15 protein-coding genes are annotated in these 16,291 nt (G+C 64.9%); 6 read left to right on the top strand and 9 right to left on the bottom strand.

What is annotated here, in order from left to right:
• Positions 1–193: 193 nt before the first annotated feature.
• The 3 genes from Q8N40_RS10090 to Q8N40_RS10080 form a co-directional block, all read right to left on the bottom strand.
• Positions 194–1,276, bottom strand: coding sequence for a flagellin hook IN motif-containing protein (locus Q8N40_RS10090; RefSeq protein ID WP_305711716.1), 1,083 nt, complete (start codon positions 1,274–1,276; stop codon positions 194–196).
• A 308-nt stretch (positions 1,277–1,584) separates the two neighbouring features.
• A complete protein-coding gene (locus Q8N40_RS10085; protein WP_305711715.1) occupies positions 1,585–2,070 on the bottom strand; it encodes a Crp/Fnr family transcriptional regulator in 486 nt (161 codons plus the stop codon).
• A gap of 123 nt (positions 2,071–2,193) precedes the next feature.
• A complete protein-coding gene (locus tag Q8N40_RS10080) occupies positions 2,194–3,387 on the bottom strand; it encodes an NnrS family protein (RefSeq protein ID WP_305318601.1) in 1,194 nt (397 codons plus the stop codon).
• 187 nt (positions 3,388–3,574) lie between these two features.
• Here Q8N40_RS10080 and Q8N40_RS10075 point away from each other — a divergent pair, with 187 nt between their 5' ends.
• On the top strand, positions 3,575–4,297 hold the full coding sequence (locus Q8N40_RS10075) for a Crp/Fnr family transcriptional regulator (protein WP_305711714.1): 723 nt from the start codon (positions 3,575–3,577) through the stop codon (positions 4,295–4,297).
• A 2-nt stretch (positions 4,298–4,299) separates the two neighbouring features.
• Here the strand turns inward: Q8N40_RS10075 and hemN are convergent, their stop codons facing one another.
• Positions 4,300–5,652 carry an oxygen-independent coproporphyrinogen III oxidase gene (gene hemN / locus Q8N40_RS10070; RefSeq protein WP_305711713.1) on the bottom strand — a complete coding sequence of 451 codons (1,353 nt, stop codon included), beginning with the start codon at positions 5,650–5,652 and terminating at the stop codon, positions 4,300–4,302.
• 200 nt (positions 5,653–5,852) lie between these two features.
• Here hemN and Q8N40_RS10065 point away from each other — a divergent pair, with 200 nt between their 5' ends.
• The 3 genes from Q8N40_RS10065 to Q8N40_RS10055 all read left to right on the top strand — a co-directional run bounded on the left by Q8N40_RS10065 (position 5,853) and on the right by Q8N40_RS10055 (position 9,083).
• Positions 5,853–6,092 (top strand): hypothetical protein, encoded by a 240-nt coding sequence (locus tag Q8N40_RS10065; RefSeq protein ID WP_305322172.1) that lies wholly within the window; start codon positions 5,853–5,855, stop codon positions 6,090–6,092.
• Between the two features lie 234 nt (positions 6,093–6,326).
• A complete protein-coding gene (locus Q8N40_RS10060) occupies positions 6,327–7,355 on the top strand; it encodes a Fe(3+) ABC transporter substrate-binding protein (protein ID WP_305322171.1) in 1,029 nt (342 codons plus the stop codon).
• A gap of 180 nt (positions 7,356–7,535) precedes the next feature.
• Positions 7,536–9,083, top strand: coding sequence for an ABC transporter permease (locus Q8N40_RS10055; RefSeq protein WP_371135660.1), 1,548 nt, complete (start codon positions 7,536–7,538; stop codon positions 9,081–9,083).
• A 199-nt stretch (positions 9,084–9,282) separates the two neighbouring features.
• Here the strand turns inward: Q8N40_RS10055 and Q8N40_RS10050 are convergent, their stop codons facing one another.
• Together Q8N40_RS10050 and Q8N40_RS10045 are read right to left on the bottom strand one after the other, a co-directional pair.
• Positions 9,283–9,933 carry a 3-oxoacid CoA-transferase subunit B gene (locus Q8N40_RS10050; RefSeq protein ID WP_305322169.1) on the bottom strand — a complete coding sequence of 217 codons (651 nt, stop codon included), beginning with the start codon at positions 9,931–9,933 and terminating at the stop codon, positions 9,283–9,285.
• Positions 9,933–10,661, bottom strand: a complete 729-nt coding sequence (locus Q8N40_RS10045; RefSeq protein WP_305322168.1) for a CoA transferase subunit A — start codon at positions 10,659–10,661, stop codon at positions 9,933–9,935. Before Q8N40_RS10045 ends, Q8N40_RS10050 begins: the two co-directional genes overlap by 1 nt.
• A gap of 318 nt (positions 10,662–10,979) precedes the next feature.
• Here Q8N40_RS10045 and Q8N40_RS10040 point away from each other — a divergent pair, with 318 nt between their 5' ends.
• Together Q8N40_RS10040 and Q8N40_RS10035 are read left to right on the top strand one after the other, a co-directional pair.
• Positions 10,980–12,923, top strand: coding sequence for an AsmA family protein (locus Q8N40_RS10040; protein ID WP_305711712.1), 1,944 nt, complete (start codon positions 10,980–10,982; stop codon positions 12,921–12,923).
• Positions 12,924–13,046: 123 nt separating this feature from the next.
• Positions 13,047–13,250: a hypothetical protein gene (locus tag Q8N40_RS10035; protein WP_305711711.1), complete on the top strand. Its 204-nt coding sequence runs from the start codon at positions 13,047–13,049 to the stop codon at positions 13,248–13,250.
• Positions 13,251–13,340: 90 nt separating this feature from the next.
• Here Q8N40_RS10035 and Q8N40_RS10030 read toward each other — a convergent pair whose 3' ends face one another.
• From Q8N40_RS10030 to Q8N40_RS10020, 3 genes are read right to left on the bottom strand one after another with little or no spacing between them, the layout of a single operon-like run.
• Complete coding sequence (locus tag Q8N40_RS10030) at positions 13,341–14,159, bottom strand: ABC transporter permease (protein ID WP_305320452.1); 819 nt, start codon at positions 14,157–14,159, stop codon at positions 13,341–13,343.
• Positions 14,156–15,070 (bottom strand): ABC transporter permease, encoded by a 915-nt coding sequence (locus Q8N40_RS10025; RefSeq protein ID WP_305711710.1) that lies wholly within the window; start codon positions 15,068–15,070, stop codon positions 14,156–14,158. The genes Q8N40_RS10030 and Q8N40_RS10025 overlap by 4 nt, the downstream gene beginning before the upstream one ends.
• Positions 15,067–16,263 (bottom strand): ABC transporter ATP-binding protein, encoded by a 1,197-nt coding sequence (locus Q8N40_RS10020; RefSeq protein WP_305711709.1) that lies wholly within the window; start codon positions 16,261–16,263, stop codon positions 15,067–15,069. The genes Q8N40_RS10025 and Q8N40_RS10020 overlap by 4 nt, the downstream gene beginning before the upstream one ends.
• Positions 16,264–16,291: the final 28 nt, after the last annotated feature.

Genomic DNA, 16,291 nt, shown 5'->3' with positions numbered 1-16,291 from the left:
AATCATCAAGAAGTCGTTCTCGCAAAACAACTTTCGCTGATTCGGAGCCCCGATGCGCTTATCGACTGTGAGATATCCGGGCTAAATGAAAGGCTTGAATCGAATTGTCGCGACCTTGGCTAAGGATTTCCTAACTTGTCGCTCGCGCAAGTGGCGGGGCATTGACCCCGCCACCTTACGTCCCGTTCAGACGCTAGCGGAACATGCGAAGCACCGTCTGGTCCGCCTGCGCCGCCATGCTGAGAGCCGTCGATGACAGCGATTGACGGGTCTGCAATGCCAGCAGGTTGGCGCCCTCTTCGTTGGTATCGGCCGCGGTCATGCTGTCGGAAGCTGCGTTCAACAGGCCGATCAGCGACTTGGTGAAATCCTGTCGCGTCGTCACGATGTCGAGGTTGCTGGCAAACACACTGGACTGCGCCCGCAGCGTGCTGAGGCTGTTCGTGAGATTGGTAAGCGCGTTGTTGATGTCCCTGTCAGTCTGGAAGGTGCCTGCCGAGGCGGCGATGCCGAGACCGGCGGAGGTGTTCGTAACACCGACGACACTCAACGAACTGGTCGATTTCTCGTTAAAGTTGATCCTGAGGCTACCGCCGTTGAGAAGGTTGGTGCCGTCGAAGGTCGCATCGGCGGAAAGCTGGTCGATCTGGGAGCGGATCGAATCGAACTGAGCTGCAAACCCCGAGCGCACGCTGTTGAGGGTTCCGGCAGCCGTTACGCCGGCCGTCAATCCGAATTGCGAAAGTTCAGGCGCGGTGATGGTTCCGCCGATGGTGATGGCGTTGGCGGTTGTCGCCTCCAGCTGAAGCTTGCCGTCGGCCGTGAGCGACGCCTTGACCCTGAGGTTCGCGGTGTTGTTGATGCCGTCAATGATCTGTTGAGTTGTGACGGTGCCGGCCGACGTGATCGTCGCGGTGGTGGTGCCATCGTTGACGGTGATGGTTCGAGCTGCGACCACGGCAAACGAACTCGCCCCCGTCAGGCCCGCGACGCTGCCCGTGGTGCGCGCCGTCGTTGCCGTGCTGGCCAGCGCATTGCGAGCGGTCGATTGCGCACTGTTGACGAGGCCGGTGAGAGCCGAGAGGCTGTCGTTGGTGGACTTCAGCACCTTGCTCGCGGCGACTACACGATCGAAAACATCGTTGAGATCGGCAGCACGATTGCTGAGCGCCGAAGCCGCGAAGAAAACCGTCGGATTGTCGTTCGCCGAATTGACCTTCTTGCCGGTGGCAAGCCGGTTTTGCGTCGTCGAAAGCAGATCATTGGTTTGCTGCAACGAATAAAGGCTGGACCGAACCGAACTCGAAAGAAGAATAGAAGACATAGCAATCACCCCTGCTTTACTTGATTTTCCCAGTAATGCTCTTGCGAGCAGGTGATGATTGGAGCCGAACTAAATAACGAGTTCGGAATCGACGTCGTTAACGGGCCAGAAAACGCCGTATTTGCTTCAAAACAACAGTAGTATCCATAATTCTATTCGCTAACGTCACGAAAAATACGACAAGTATTACTTGTTTTCACGACGTTGCTGTCGTGAATTTGTAGAGAGACCCAACTGCACTGCCGCCCCGCCGGCGTGGCTCACATCCTTGGGTCGGATCGCCGATCCGAGCCTGGCGAGACCTGCGTCGGCGACGGGTTGATCATGCTCTGTGGCAGATCGCCGACCATCGCCAGATGGGTGCCGTGGCCGGCATATTGCCGTTTGATGTCGGCGAGATAGGTGTTGGCGGCATTGAGCCGCTGCGCCAGCAGGCGGGCGATCAGCAGTGCGACGCCCGGCTGCTGACACAGGAACGAGGCCGCGTCGTTGATCTCGTAAACGACGGAGTCCGCCGCCGCGCGCACGGTCGCGGTGTGGGCCTGATCGAGCAGCACGGACATTTCGCCGAGCACCGCGCCCGGCTCGGCGATGGCGGCAACCACCGTGTCGCCCTTGATGACTTCGAGCCTGCCCTCGATCAGGACATAGAGATGGCCGGTCCTGCCGCCCTCCTGCACGACGAGGCTGCCCGCCGCTACGTTTTGCCTGATACCACCGATGCAATACTCCAGAATTTCACGCATCGACACACCCCAAGGTCCCCCACTTAAGCGTCTCGAAGGCAAGACCAGGCGAGGCCACCCCCGCCGCCGGACAGATAATGCAGCCGATCGCCCCCAGTTGTCAGCATTAAACCGCAGGGCTGTTCAGGCGACGGCCTTCCGCCTGCGATCGACGCCGGCCAGCAGCGGTCCGAACACGATCGCGAACCCGAGGAAGGCGGCGGCCCAGGCGAACGCGGCCAGAACCAGCAGGAGCTCGCCGTAGCGGGGTTCGATCACCGCGCAGACCCGCGCCAGCGCCGCCACGATGATGGCGAGATAGATCGCCTGGGTGGCGCGCGAAGCGGTGAGCGGCTGGCCGGTGTGGCCGAGCGTGGCGCGGCTCATCACCGCCAGCGTCATGGTGCCTGCGGCGCCCGCCATCCAGGCATGAACGCCGGCGCCCGGCGGCACCAGGCCGAACGCGGAGGCGGCATTGAGCAGGAAGCCTGATGGCACGAAGGCGTAGCCGACATGCAGGATAAGCAACAGCCGCTCGCGAAAGGTGCGGTCGCCCGCCCAGCGCGCCAGACGCACCAGATGCAGCAACCCGACCAGCGCCAGTGCTGCGCCGGTGAGCCGGCTCTCGGAACTGACGATCCAGCCCACCAGCGTCACCGCGGTGATGGCAACGACGATGATATCGAAGCGGTCGAATGGCGCCGGCAGCCGGCCGGGATTTTCACGCACCAGCCAGTTGCGGGTAAAACTCGGAATGATGCGGCCACCGATCAGCGAGATCAGCAGCACCACCACGGCGATGCCGATCCGGATGCCGGTCTCGGCGAGCCCGTGGAAATGCGCTTCGAGGTGGAACGCGACATTGCCCGCCAGCAGCAGCAGCACCAGGATCACAACGTTGAGATTTTTCCAGTTGCGGCCGGCCAGGATCTCGCGGGCCGCAGCGGCCGCGACCAGCGCGAGAAAGCTCGCATCGACCAGCATCGCCGTCAGCCAGCCGGTCTCGGCCGACAACGTGACGGCAAGCCGTCCCGCGATCCAGACCACGACCAGCGCCAGCAGCGGCGTGCCCTGGATCGGCAGCCGCCCGGTCCAGTTCGGGATCGCCGTGAACAGAAAGCCGGTGATTACGGCCGGCAGATAGCCGTAGAGCATTTCATGGACGTGCCAGTCGCGCGGCGTGAACGCGGAGACCAGCGTGATCTCGCCATGGAACAGCGGCAGCCAGACCAGAATGGCGAGCCCCGCATAGACAGATCCGAGCAGGAAGAACGGCCGGAAGCCGGCCGCGAGCAACGGCCAGCCCTGATATAAACGGGGGCGCGAAACCGCCGTCATCACCGCTTCATGCACATGTCTGGCTCCATCGGTCTTCGGCCCCGAAGGACCGGCTCAGCATTCCCTTAGCCGGGATACCGCGCGCCGGTGTTGCGCCAGCGCAAACTTCCGCTTGATCGGGGACCGCAATCGAAGTCTAGATTCGATCCAGGTCGCTGGCTCAAGCCGTTGATGCGACGGAGGAACCATGGCCAAAGTCGACCCCTCGCTGGTTGCCGATCTGCCGCTGTTTGCGGGATTCGGCACCGAGGAACTCGGCGATATCCTGCGCGAAGCCCGCCCGGCGCGGTTTGCGAAAAACAGCGCGATCTTCGACGAGGGCCAGGACGCGCACTCCTTCTTCGTGCTGCTGCACGGCCATGTGCGCGCCACCAAGACCACTCCGGGGGGCGAACAGATCGTGGTGCGCTACGTGGCGCCCGGCGAGACTTTTGGCGTCGCGATGGCGATCGGATTGCCGCGCTATCCCGCCACCGCGACCGCCGTCGAGGATAGCGTCGTGCTGGCCTGGCCGTCGTCGACATGGCCACGCCTGGTGGCGAAATTTCCCGCATTGGCCACCAACACGCTGCAGACCATCGGCAGCCGGTTGCAGGAAACCCATACCCGCGTGGTCGAGATGTCGACCCAGCAGGTCGAGCAGCGCGTCGCCCACGCTTTGCTGCGGCTCGCCGGCCAATCCGGCCGCCAGGTCGAGCACGGCGTCGAAATCGATTTTCCGATCAGCCGCCAGGACATCGCCCAGATGACCGGCACCACGCTGCACACCGTGAGTCGTATCCTCTCGAGCTGGGAGCGAAGCGGGCTGATCGCGGGCGGCCGGCAACGCATCGTGTTGCGCGAACCGCACAAATTGTTGGTGCTGGCCGAAGCGGCCTCGGGCGAAGACGGACCGCCGGATCGGGCGTAACGTCAGACCGCCCGGCTGTGCAATTGCTTCGATCCGTCGAGATGGGCGTCAAACGCCGCCGCCACGCTGCGGACCAGAAAGCGCGAATCATCCGCCACCGCCAGCGAGGTGCCGTCGAGTTCGACGATACCGTTGGAAATCAGGTCCTGCAGCCGGGACGACGACTTCAACATGGTCGAAGCCGACAGGCCGTGCCGCGCGCAGATCGGGTCGAGATCGACGCCGAAGTCGCACATGATGCGCTCGATGATCTCGGCGCGCAGCCGGTCTTCGCCGGACAGGGCATAGCCCTTGACGGTGGCCAGCCGGTCGCCGGCGATGGCTTGCTGATAGGCGCGGGTGCCGACTTCGTTCTGCACATAGCCCTGCGGCAGGCGGCCGATGGCGCTGGCGCCGAAGCCGAGCAGCACACTGCTGTCGTCGGTCGTGTAGCCCTGGAAATTGCGGCAGAGCCTGCCCTCCCGGAACGCCACCGCCATCCCGTCATCGGGCAGCGCGAAGTGATCGAGCCCGATCTGGATATAGCCGGCCTGCTTCAGCGCGCCGGCGATAGCTTCGGACTGCCGATGCCGCGCCAGGCTGTCGGGCAGCGCCGCCTCGTCGATCTTGCGCTGATGCTTCTTGAAGCCGGGGACATGGGCATAGCCGAACACCGAAAACCGGTCGGGTCGGAGCTCGACGCAGCGGCTCACCGTGTCGAGGCACGACGCCACGGTCTGGTGCGGCAGTCCGTAGATCAGATCGAAATTAATGCCGGAAATGCCGGCCCGCCGCAGGCCTTTGGTCGCAGCAGAGGTCTCCTCGAAACCCTGCACCCGGTTGATGGCGCGCTGAACCGCGGGGTCGAAGCTCTGCACGCCGAGGCTGGCGCGGTTGACGCCGCCAAAGGCGAGTGCGTGGATCATCTGGCCGGTCAGCGTGCGCGGGTCGATCTCGATGGCGATCTCGGCCGAGGGCGGCACGAAGAAGGATTGCCTGAGCGCCCCCATCAGATCCACGAAAGTCTCGGGCGCCATGATGGTCGGCGTGCCGCCGCCGAAATGGACGTGGTTGACCTTGATGCGGCGATCGATCCGGCGCGAGACCAGCTCGATTTCACAGCGCAGCGCCGAGGCATAGACCGCGACCGGGTCGTCGCGGCGGACCACCGAGGTGTTGCAGCCGCAATACCAGCACATCGCCCGGCAGAACGGCACGTGCAGATAGAGCGACGTGGTGGCGTGCTGCGGAATGGCCTTCAGCCATTCGGCGTATGTGCCTGGACCGATCGCGGCCGAAAAATGCGGCGCCGTCGGATAGCTGGTGTATCGGGGCAGTCGCTCCTGGCCGTAGCACGCGGCAAGATCTGGCCTCATCTGGTACCCGTCCTCGAATGGCAAACCATGGTCGATCGGGGCTTCCGCCCCTGATTTCCTCCTGCTAGCCCACCCGATGGCGAGCGGCCTTGCGCTCGCTCAAACCCGGCAGCGAATTGCAGCGATTCCGTACAAGTCCGGATTGAGCGAATCCTTTTCCACGCGCAACGTGTGAGGCATCGCTTGGGCGATGGTCGCGCATGACACGACAAATCGGAGCCGAGGCCATGAGCCTTTACGTGCTGGACGCCTTCATCTGGATTCTCGGAATACGCGGTCATATCCCGCAAAGCGGCGAGTTCAGCCCCCTCGCGGGCCGATCGTCGGGGGGCGCCAGCGCCGGCGCGGTGATGCGCGCGCTGGCGGTCTTCATCGGGATGGTCGCGTTGCTGTCGCTGGCGTTGTCGCTGGCCGTCTGGCTCGCCATCAAGCTGATGTAACCGCTTCGCACGCGCACCGCGGGGCAATGCCGCGCCGCTGATCCCTGTGTCGTGTCGAACGCGCCGTCTCAAGTTGCGAGCGAGTGCGTCGATAGGCGCGAGATATTGGAATGCTTCTAAATAAAAGCGTGGAATCGCTCTAAATCAATCCTTTCGTGACATCCAGTCGCGGACAGCACGGCACCGCTGCGCTACTGAAACCGGCATCGCCGTCATCGCCGCCGGAGCCGTTCCATGATGAAATTTCGCGCCGCCCTTACCGCAACCGCAGCGCTGCTTTGTTTCGCCTCGCCTGGTGTCACCGCCGCATCCGCCAGCGGTGAGGTCAACGTCTACACCTATCGCGAAACCAAGCTGATCCAGCCGCTGTTCGATGCCTTCACGGCGGACACCGGTATCAAGGTCAACATCGTCTCGGCGAGTTCGGGGCTCGAACAGCGCATGAAGGCCGAGGGCGCCAACAGCCCGGCCGACGTGCTGCTGACGGTCGATATCGGCCGCATGGACGAGGCGGTGAAGGCCGAGGTGACCCAGCCGATCAAGTCGGATGCGATCGACGAGATCGTGCCGCCGCAGTACCGCGATCCCGACGGTCACTGGGCCGGAATTTCGATGCGCGCGCGCGTGATCTATGCCTCGAAGGACCGCGTCAAGCAGGAAGCCATCACCTATGAAGAACTCGCCGATCCCAAATGGAAGGGCAAGATCTGCATTCGCTCCGGCCAGCACATCTACAACAACGGCCTGTTCGCGGCCTATGTCGCCAGGTACGGCGAGGCCAAGGCCGAGGAATGGCTGCGCGGCCTGAAAGCCAATCTCGCCCAAAAGCCCTCCGGAGGCGATCGCGAGGCCGCGCGCGACGTCGCCGCCGGCAAATGCGACATCGGCATCGGCAACACCTATTACTGGGCGCTGATGATGAACAGGGATCCCGACAAGAAGCCGTGGGCGGAAGCCACCCGCGTCGTGCTGCCGACCTTCGTGGGCGGCGGCACCCACGTCAATCTGTCCGGCGTGCTGCTGGCCAGACACGCCCCCAACCGCGCCAACGGCGTCAAGCTGATCGAATGGCTCGCCGGCGAGAAGGCGCAGCGCCTGTATGCCGACCAGAACTACGAATATCCGGTTCGGGCCGGCGTCGCCCTCAATCCGACCATCGCGGGTTACGGCAAGCTCAGCGCCGATCCGCTGCCGATCTCGAAGATCGCCGCCAACCGCAAGGCAGCCTCGACGCTGGTGGACAAGGTCGGTTTTGACAATTGAGCTTTCACGATCGCTGCCTGCTTCCTCCCCGGCCCGCCGCAGGGGGAAGCGGTCGCATGTCTTCGTGACCCGCGGCCTCGCGTGAACCGCAACCAGCGCCCAGGACGCATCGCTGCGGCACTCGCAGTGGCGACCGCGATCCTGGTCGCCGCTCCCGTGATCTCCATTATCTCGCTCGCGATGCATCCTGCGCCGGACCTGTGGCAGGACCTGATGGCCTATGTGTTGCCGCGGGCCATGATCGATACCGCGCTGCTGCTGGGCGGCGTCGGCGCGCTGGCGCTGGCGATCGGCGCCGGCACCGCATGGCTGATCTCGCTGCATGATTTTCGCGGCCGGGCGTTGCTGGTGTGGCTGATGCCGCTGCCGCTGGCGATCCCGACCTATCTCGCCGCCTATGTCTACGCCGATCTGTTCGAACCGCTGGGCCTGGTCCATCGCACGCTGGCGATCTGGTTTCCGCTGCGCGACCTGGTCGGCGCCCTGCCCAATCTGCGCTCGATGCCGGGCGCGATCGTCATTATGGGCCTCGTGCTCTACCCTTACGTCTATCTGTCGGCGCGGACCATGTTCCAGTTCCAGAGCGCCGAATTCGCAGAAGCCGCCAAAACCCTCGGCGCCAAACGCTGGACCGTGTTCTGGCGCGTCTCGCTGCCGATGGCGCGGCCGGCGCTGGCGGTCGGCGTCGCGCTGGCATCGCTGGAAACCCTCAACGACATCGGCGCCAGCGAATATCTCGGCGTTCGCACGCTGACGGTGTCGATCTTCTCCACCTGGCTCAACCGCGGCAGCCTCGCCGGTGCGGCGCAGCTTTCCTGCTTCATTCTGGCGATCGTCGCCGGCCTGATCGCGATCGAGCGCTATGGCCGCCGCAATACCACGGCGGAATTTTCCGCGGAAAGCCCACGGCTGACGCCGCGCACCCGGCTGAGCGGCATCCGGGGCGGCGCCGCCTTCGCGGCGTGCCTGCTGCCGGTGCTGCTCGGCTTCGTCGTGCCGGTGCTGTATCTGCTGCAGCAGAGTTTTGGCCGCGGCCTGCTGACGAATTTCGACATGACGCTGGGGCGCGACGCCTTCAATTCGATTGCGTTCGCAACCCTTGCCACGCTGATCGCGCTCGGGCTCGGCTTTGCCATCATTCTGGCCTGGCGCTGGCGGCCCAATCCCGTGCGGTTCATCGCCATGAACATCTCGCAGACCGGCTACGCGCTGCCCGGGCTGGTGCTGGCGCTCGGCCTGCTGACGCCGATGCTGGCGATCGACAACGGTCTGAACGCGGTGGCCGGATGGCTGGGACGCTCATTGCCGGGCCTGATCCTGATCGGCTCGGGCGCTGCCGTCGTGATTGCCTATGTGATCCGCTTCCTCGCGGTGCCGACCGGGATGATCAAGGCCGGGTTCGAGCGGATTCCGCGCGACTATGACGACAGCGCGCGCGCTGCCGGCGCCGGACAGGCGACGACGATGCGAAAGATCCACCTGCCGCTGCTGCGGCCGGCGATGCTGGGCGCCGTCATCATCGTGTTCGTGGACTGCCTGAAGGAATTGCCGGCGACGCTGCTGCTGCGGCCGCTCAATGTCGACACGCTGGCGACCTCGATCTACCAGTTCGCCAGCCGCGGCAGTTTCGAAGACGGCGCACTGGCCGCCTTGCTGATCGTCGCCGCCAGCATCGGCCCGGTGGCATGGCTGACGCGATTTTCCGACATGCCGAGCGGACCGGCGTAGGTTTTGATCAACACAGAAACCGTCGTCCCGGACAAGCGAGCGAAGCGAGCGCCAATCCGGGACCCATAACCCCGGTCGTCTGTTGTTGAAGAAGGCCCCTGACTCCGGCGCTCTAACGAGAGGCCGCAGCGTATGGATCCCGGCTCAGCGCTCGCTACGCTCGCTTGGCCGGGACGACGATGCCATACCTACGCAGCGCTCACGCGTTCTTCAGCGCGACGCGGAACTCGGCTTCGGTCTTCGCCTTCACTTCGTCGAGCGTGACGCCGTCGGCGAGCTCGATCAGCGCCATGCCGTCCTTGCCGTGCTTGTCGATGGTGAAGACCGCGAGATCGGTCACCACCATGTCGACCACCTTCTCGCCCGTGAGCGGCAGGTTGCAGGTCTTCAGCAGCTTCGGGCCGTCCTTGGCGGAGTGTTCCATCACCACCACCACGCGCTTGACGCCGGCGACGAGGTCCATCGCGCCGCCCATGCCCTTGACCATCTTGCCCGGGATCATCCAGTTGGCGAGGTCGCCGTTCTGCGCCACCTGCATGGCGCCGAGGATCGACAGATCGATATGGCCGCCGCGCACCATGCCGAAGGAATCGGCCGACGAGAAATAGCTGGTCGAGGCCAGTTCGGTGACGGTCTGCTTGCCGGCATTGATCAGATCGGGGTCCTCCTCGCCCTCATAGGGAAAGGGACCCATGCCGAGCATGCCGTTCTCGCTCTGCAGCACGACGTCGACGCCGTCGGGGATGTAGTTCGACACCAGCGTCGGAATGCCGATGCCGAGGTTGACGTAGAAGCCGTCGCGCAATTCCTTGGCGGCGCGGGCAGCCATCTGTTCGCGGGTCCAGGCCATCAGACTTCCTCTCCGGTTGCGGCGGCGGCTTCACGCTTGCGCGTGGTGCGCTGCTCGATGCGTTTCAGGCCGGTTCCCACCTGAATGATACGCTGCACGAAGATGCCGGGCGTATGAATATGGTCGGGGTCGATCTGGCCGGCGGGCAACAGATGCTCGACCTCGGCCACCGTGATTTTCGCCGCGGTCGCCATCATCGGATTGAAATTGCGCGCGGTCTTGCGGTACACGAGGTTGCCGGCGGTATCGCCTTTCCAGGCATGAACGATGGCGACGTCGGCGAACAGCCCGCGCTCCATCAGATATTTCTCGCCGTCGAATTCCTTCACTTCCTTGCCTTCGGCGATCAGGGTGCCGACGCCGGTCTTGGTGTAGAATGCCGGAATGCCGGCGCCGCCCGCACGGATGCGCTCGGCCAGCGTGCCCTGCGGCGCGAATTCGAGTTCCAGTTCGCCGGCGAGGAACTGCTGGGCGAACAGCTTGTTCTCGCCGACATAGGACGAGATCATCTTCTTGATCTGGCGCGTCTCCAGCAGCCGGCTCAAGCCGATGCCGTCGACACCGGCATTGTTGGACACCACGGTCAGGTTCTTGACGCCGGAGTCGCGGATCGCGTCCGACAGGGCCTCGGCGATGCCGCACAGGCCGAAGCCGCCGGACATGATCATCATGCCGTCCCTTAGAATGCCTTCGAGAGCCGATTTGGCGTCGGGGTAGACCTTGTTCATGGAATACGACCTGATGGGAGGGAGGGCGCTGGCGGCCAACGTTAACCGGGATTATTAGGCGAATTCTTCGCAGTGCGTCAATGACGGGGGTTTTTCGATGTTCCTGAGGTCAGATTGCCTGTCACGGCATCGGAACTGCGCCCCCTCTCCCGCGCTTGCGGCGGAGGGAAGGAAGCCGGCCTTGAAAGCGTCAAGAAAAACGATCAAGTTGCGAGGGTTGGCCTGCCGCCCCGGCTCACTTTACAGCGGCCCGATGGATCAACCCGACATCAGCTTGACCGGTTTCGAGTTCAACAAGACTTGGATATGCCATTGACGATGGCCCAACGAATGAAGCGCCTCGGCATGCCGGTTGCGGCGTTTTTCGGCGTGGCGCTGATCGGCCTGGTCGGAACGTCGTGGTTTCTCAACCGGGACGCCCTGCGTCAGGCGGTGGAGGCCCAGATCCGCGCCGTGACCGGGCTCGATCTTGTGGTCAACGGCCGGATCGACGTTTCGGTGTTTCCCGGCAGCTACGTCTCGTTCCACGATGTTGGCCTGAAGGGCGGGGCGACCGCCGACCCCGCGCTATCCGTCGACGTCCTGACCGCGAATTTGCGGCTGCTGCCACTGTTGCTGCGTCGGTTCGAGATCTCCGACGTCATGATGCTGCGCCCGCATATCCGCGTGGTGCGCGACGGCGATGGCGACAGCAACTGGACGCCGTTCATCGATACCATCGCGCGCACCATGCAGCCCGGCGCCGAGAACCCGCTGTCGTTCTCCGAAATCCGCATCCAGGACGGCCTGCTCACCTATCGGGATGCTGCCAACCGCGTCGCCGAGACCATCGGCGACATCGATCTGTCGCTGGCGTGGCCGTCGATCTCGCGTTCCTTTGCCGCCACCGGGCAGTTCGACTGGCGCGGCGAACGGGTCGACGGCTCGATCAGCACCAGCGACTTTGTCGCCGCGCTTTCCGGCGACCGCTCCGGCCTGAAGGCGCGGCTCGCCAGTCCGCCGCTGAAACTGGCCTTCGACGGCACCGTCGCCAACCGCACCAGCCTGATGATGGAAGGCACGGTCACGATCGACAGTCCGTCGCTGCGCAACGCCATGCGCTGGGCCGGCCAGCCGCCGCCGGGCACCGGCGGGTTCGGCCGCTTCGCGCTGAAGGCCCGCGCCAATGTGGTGGGGCCCTCGATCGCGCTGACCAACGTCAATGTCGAACTCGACGGCAATGTCGCCGAGGGCGTCATGACCTACGCCAATAACGACCGCCAGACGCTGCAGGCGACGCTGGCCGCCGGCAATCTCGACTTCACGCCCTATATTTCCACCTTCCGCCTGCTGGCCTCCGGCGCGCGCGACTGGAACCGGCAACTGTTCGATCTCAACGCGCTCACCACCACCGACCTCGACATGCGGCTGTCGGCGGCGAAGGTGACGGTCGGCTCGTCGAAACTCGGCCGCACCGCGTTCGGCGCCAATTTGCGCGGCGGCGCGCTGGCGCTCAGCGTCGGCGAGGCGCAGATGTATGGCGGCATCGCCAGGGGCTCGTTCGGGATCGCGCGCTCCGACACGGTCGCCGACATCAAGGCCCAGTTCCAGTTCACCGACGTCGACCTGCAGGCCTGCGCCTCCGAATTGTTCGGCATCACCAAACTGTCCGGCCGCGGCAATCTCAACGTCTCGCTGGTTGCCTCCGGCGCGAGCCCGTTCGGCCTCGCCCAGTCGCTCGACGGCAGCGCCACCCTCACCGGCCAGAACGGCGCGATATCCGGCTTCAATGCCGAGCAGCTGTTGAAGCGGCTGGAGCGCCGGCCGCTGTCCGGCGCCGGCAATTTCCGCGCGGGCTCGACGCCCTACGACAAGCTCACCATTGCGCTGAAATTCAGCGACGGCATCGCCACCGCCGAGGACATCCGCGTCGAGGGCCCGGCGGCGCGCCTGACACTGACCGGCACCGCCTCGGTGCCGATGCGCGAATACGACATGAAGGGCATCGCCAGCCTGATCTCGGCGCCAAACGCCGCCGCGGCCTTCGAACTGCCGTTCGTGGTGCAGGGCCCATGGGACGATCCCCTGATCTTCCCGGACCCGGAAAGCCTGCTGCGCCGTTCGCCGGGCGCAGCGCCTTTGCTCGACGCGGTCAAGGACCGCAAGACGAGGGATGCGGTGCGCTCGGTGCTGGAGCGGATTACGGGCGGGCGGCCGGCCGGAGCGCCGGATGCCGCGGCGCCGGCGGCGGGTGGGCCTGCAGAGGCGCCGAAGGCGAATTGAGGGATTACAAGCAGAGACGCACACGCCCCGCCCTCTTCTCCGCGCAACGGCTCGGCCGTCATCCCGCCCCCTCACCTCTCTTCAGACACCACGTGGTTACATGCGTAGCAGCGGAAGATCCGCATGGCGGCGCTGCCGACGATGGGTTGGAGATCGCTGAGATGCGTCATGGCCGCGGCGCATTTCTCGCAAATGCGCGACGGGACGTCCGGGACGTCCGGGCTGTCGGGCGAGGCCTTCGCAACGGGTGATGCCATGGGGGCGGCCTTGCTGGAGGAGAGAAATAACTGCCACGGCTACGCGCCGCAGGTCGGGCATGTTCGGTGAGTGTCGAGCGCGATCATGTCGGGGCGTTGACGGCATGGTGGCTGCCAGCGGTCAATTTTTGCTCACGCTCAAGGCAAGAACACCGTAGAACTACAGGGGCGCCGCGCTTTCGCCCCGCGTGCTCGTGAGTTTTGTGGCGAGCGATGCCGCCACGATCACCACCGCGATCAAGGCGAGCACCAGCGTGCAGATGGCGTTGATCTGCGGCTTTACGCCGAGCCGCACCTCCGAATAGATCCGGATCGGCAGCGTCGCCGAACCGGGACCGGTGGTAAAACTCGCGATCACGACGTCGTCGAGCGACAGCGTGAAGGCCAGCATCCAGCCCGCCACGATCGAGGGCAGGATCAGCGGCAGCGTCACGCTCACAAACGCCCGCAGCGGATCGCAGCCGAGATCCATCGCCGCTTCCTCCAGGCTGCGGTCGAGCTTGCCCAGCCGCGACTGCACCACGACCGTGACAAAACACATGGTCAGCGTGGTGTGGGCGATCGTGACGGTCCAGAAGCCGCGCTCGGCATTGAGTGCGACGAACAGCAGCAGCAGCGACAGCCCGGTGATGACTTCCGGCATCACCAGCGGCGCATACAGCATGCCGGAGAACAACGTGCGGCCCTTGAAGCGTTCGCCGCGCGACAGCGCCACCGCTGCGAGCGTACCGAGCCCCGTCGCCAGCGTGGCGGACACCGCCGCCACCCGCAAGCTCATCCAGGCCGCATCCAGCATGGCGCGGTCGTTGAAGAATTCGCTGTACCAGCGCAGCGACCAGCCGCCCCACACCGTCACCAGCCTGGAGGCGTTGAACGAGTAGATCACGAGGATGACGATCGGCAGATAGAGAAACGCGAGACCCAGCGCCAGCGAGGCGACGTTGAAGCGCGACAGCCGGCTGAGCGGGCGCCCCGTCATCGCGCCGCCTCCAACTGGCGGCGCTGCAGCCGGTCGTACAGCGCCAGCGGCGCCACCAGCAGCACCAGCAACACCACCGCGACCGCGGATGCCACCGGCCAGTCCTTGTTGGTGAAGAATTCCAGCCACAGCGTCTGGCCGATCATCATCGAATCCGAACCCGCCAAGAGGTCCGGAATCACGAACTCGCCGAGAATCGGAATGAAGCAGAGCAGGCAACCGGCGCCGACGCCCGGCAAGGACAGCGGAAACGTCACCAGCCAGAAAGTTGCTTGCGGCGACGCGCCGAGATCGCTGGCCGCCTCCGGCAGAGCCGGGTCCATCTTCGCCAGCGTGGCATAGAGCGGCAGGATCATGAACGGCAGATAGGAATAGACGATGCCGATATACATCGCGGTGTCGGTGGAGAGCCACACCACCGGCGCCGGGACGATGTGCAGCGCGAGCAGGATCTGGTTGAGCAGGCCGTCGTGCTGCAGGATGTTGATCCAGGCATAGATCCGGATCAGGAACGAGGTCCAGAACGGCACGATCACCAGCATCATCGCGATGCCCTGCCAGCGCTGCGGCAGCCGCGCCATGGCGTAGGCGACGGGATAGCCGATCAGAAGCAGGATCGAGGTCGAGACCGCGGCGACGACGAAGCTGCGCAGATAGGACAGTACGTAGAGATTGTCGGAGACCAGCAGCCGGTAATTATCCAGCGAAAACGCGGCGAAAGCGGCCTTGATCGCCGCAAGTCCCTCTGTCAGGTCGAACACCGGAAGATAGGGCGGCTGCGCCACTGCGGTCTGCGACAGGCTGATCTTCAACACGAAGCCGAACGGCACCAGGAAAAACAGCGCCATCCACAGATAGGGCGCGATCGCGGCAAGCCGCACGGGACCGGCGAAGATGCGCCGCGCGCTCATTGCTCCAGCACCAGGCAATCGTCGGGCGTGAACCATGCCACCACCCGGTGGGTCGGGCTGTAGGCGTCGATATCGATGCGCGCGGTATTCGCCATTGACGAGCGCAGCACCGCGCCGGAGTCGAGCTTCACTCTGTAGGTGGTGGTGCCGCCGAGATAGCTGACGTCGGTGACGACGCCCTCCAGCCGGTTGATGGCCTGCGCATTGTCGGTATTCGGCGCCGGGCCATAGCGCGACAGCTTGACCTTCTCGGGACGAATCGCGACGCATACGCTGGTCCTGGTGACAGGCTGGCGCGGTTCCGCGACATAGACGGTACCGGCGTCACGCGTCGTGACCGTCAACCGGGGCGCCATCGCAAGCCGGCTGTCGCGCGGCTCGATTTGCCCCTCGAACAGGTTGATGTCGCCGACGAACTCGGCGACCCAGCGCGACGCCGGGGCTTCGTACAGCTGGCGCGGGGTCGCCACCTGTTCGAGGCGTCCCTTGTCCATCACGCCGATCCGGTCCGCCATCGTCATCGCCTCGTCCTGGTCGTGGGTGACGACGATGAAAGTGGTGCCGAGACGCCGCTGCAGCGCCATCAATTCGGCCTGCGTGCTCTCGCGCAGCTTCTTGTCGAGGGCTGCCAGCGGCTCGTCCAGCAGCAGGATCCGCGGCCGCCGCGCCAGCGCGCGCGCCAGCGCCACGCGCTGCTTCTGGCCACCGGACAGCTGGTCGGGCTTGCGCTTCTCGAGGCCATCGAGCTTGACCAGCGCGACCATCTCGGCGACCCGCGCGACGATATCGGAAGCCGCCATCCCGGCGCGCTTCAGACCGAACGCGATATTGTCGCGCACCGACAGATGCGGAAACAACGCGTAGTTCTGGAACATCATGTTGACCGGCCGCTCATGCGGCAGCAATTTCCCGATGTCCCAACCGTCGAGCAGGATCTGGCCCTCGTCGGGCGTCTCGAAACCGGCGAGCATCCGCAACAGCGTGGTCTTGCCGCAGCCCGATGGGCCGAGCAGCGCGAAAAACTCTCCCGCCCCGATGTCGAGCGACAGCCGGTCCACCGCGCGAAAACCGCCGAATTGCTTCACCACTGCATCGATGCGCAGCAGCGGAATGTCGTCGGCCACGGGCGCGGGCCGTGCCGGCGCCGCCAACGGCTCGGATGGCGGTTCGGATGTCGCTAGTTCCTCAGCCATGTCCCCCACCGGCCCGCTCGCAACTGCA

It is taken from the genome of Bradyrhizobium sp. (assembly GCF_030693485.1).
Taxonomy (GTDB): Bacteria; Pseudomonadota; Alphaproteobacteria; order Rhizobiales; family Xanthobacteraceae; genus Bradyrhizobium.
Note: the sequence above shows the minus strand (reverse complement) of the source record. Positions and strands in the feature narration are given on the sequence as shown.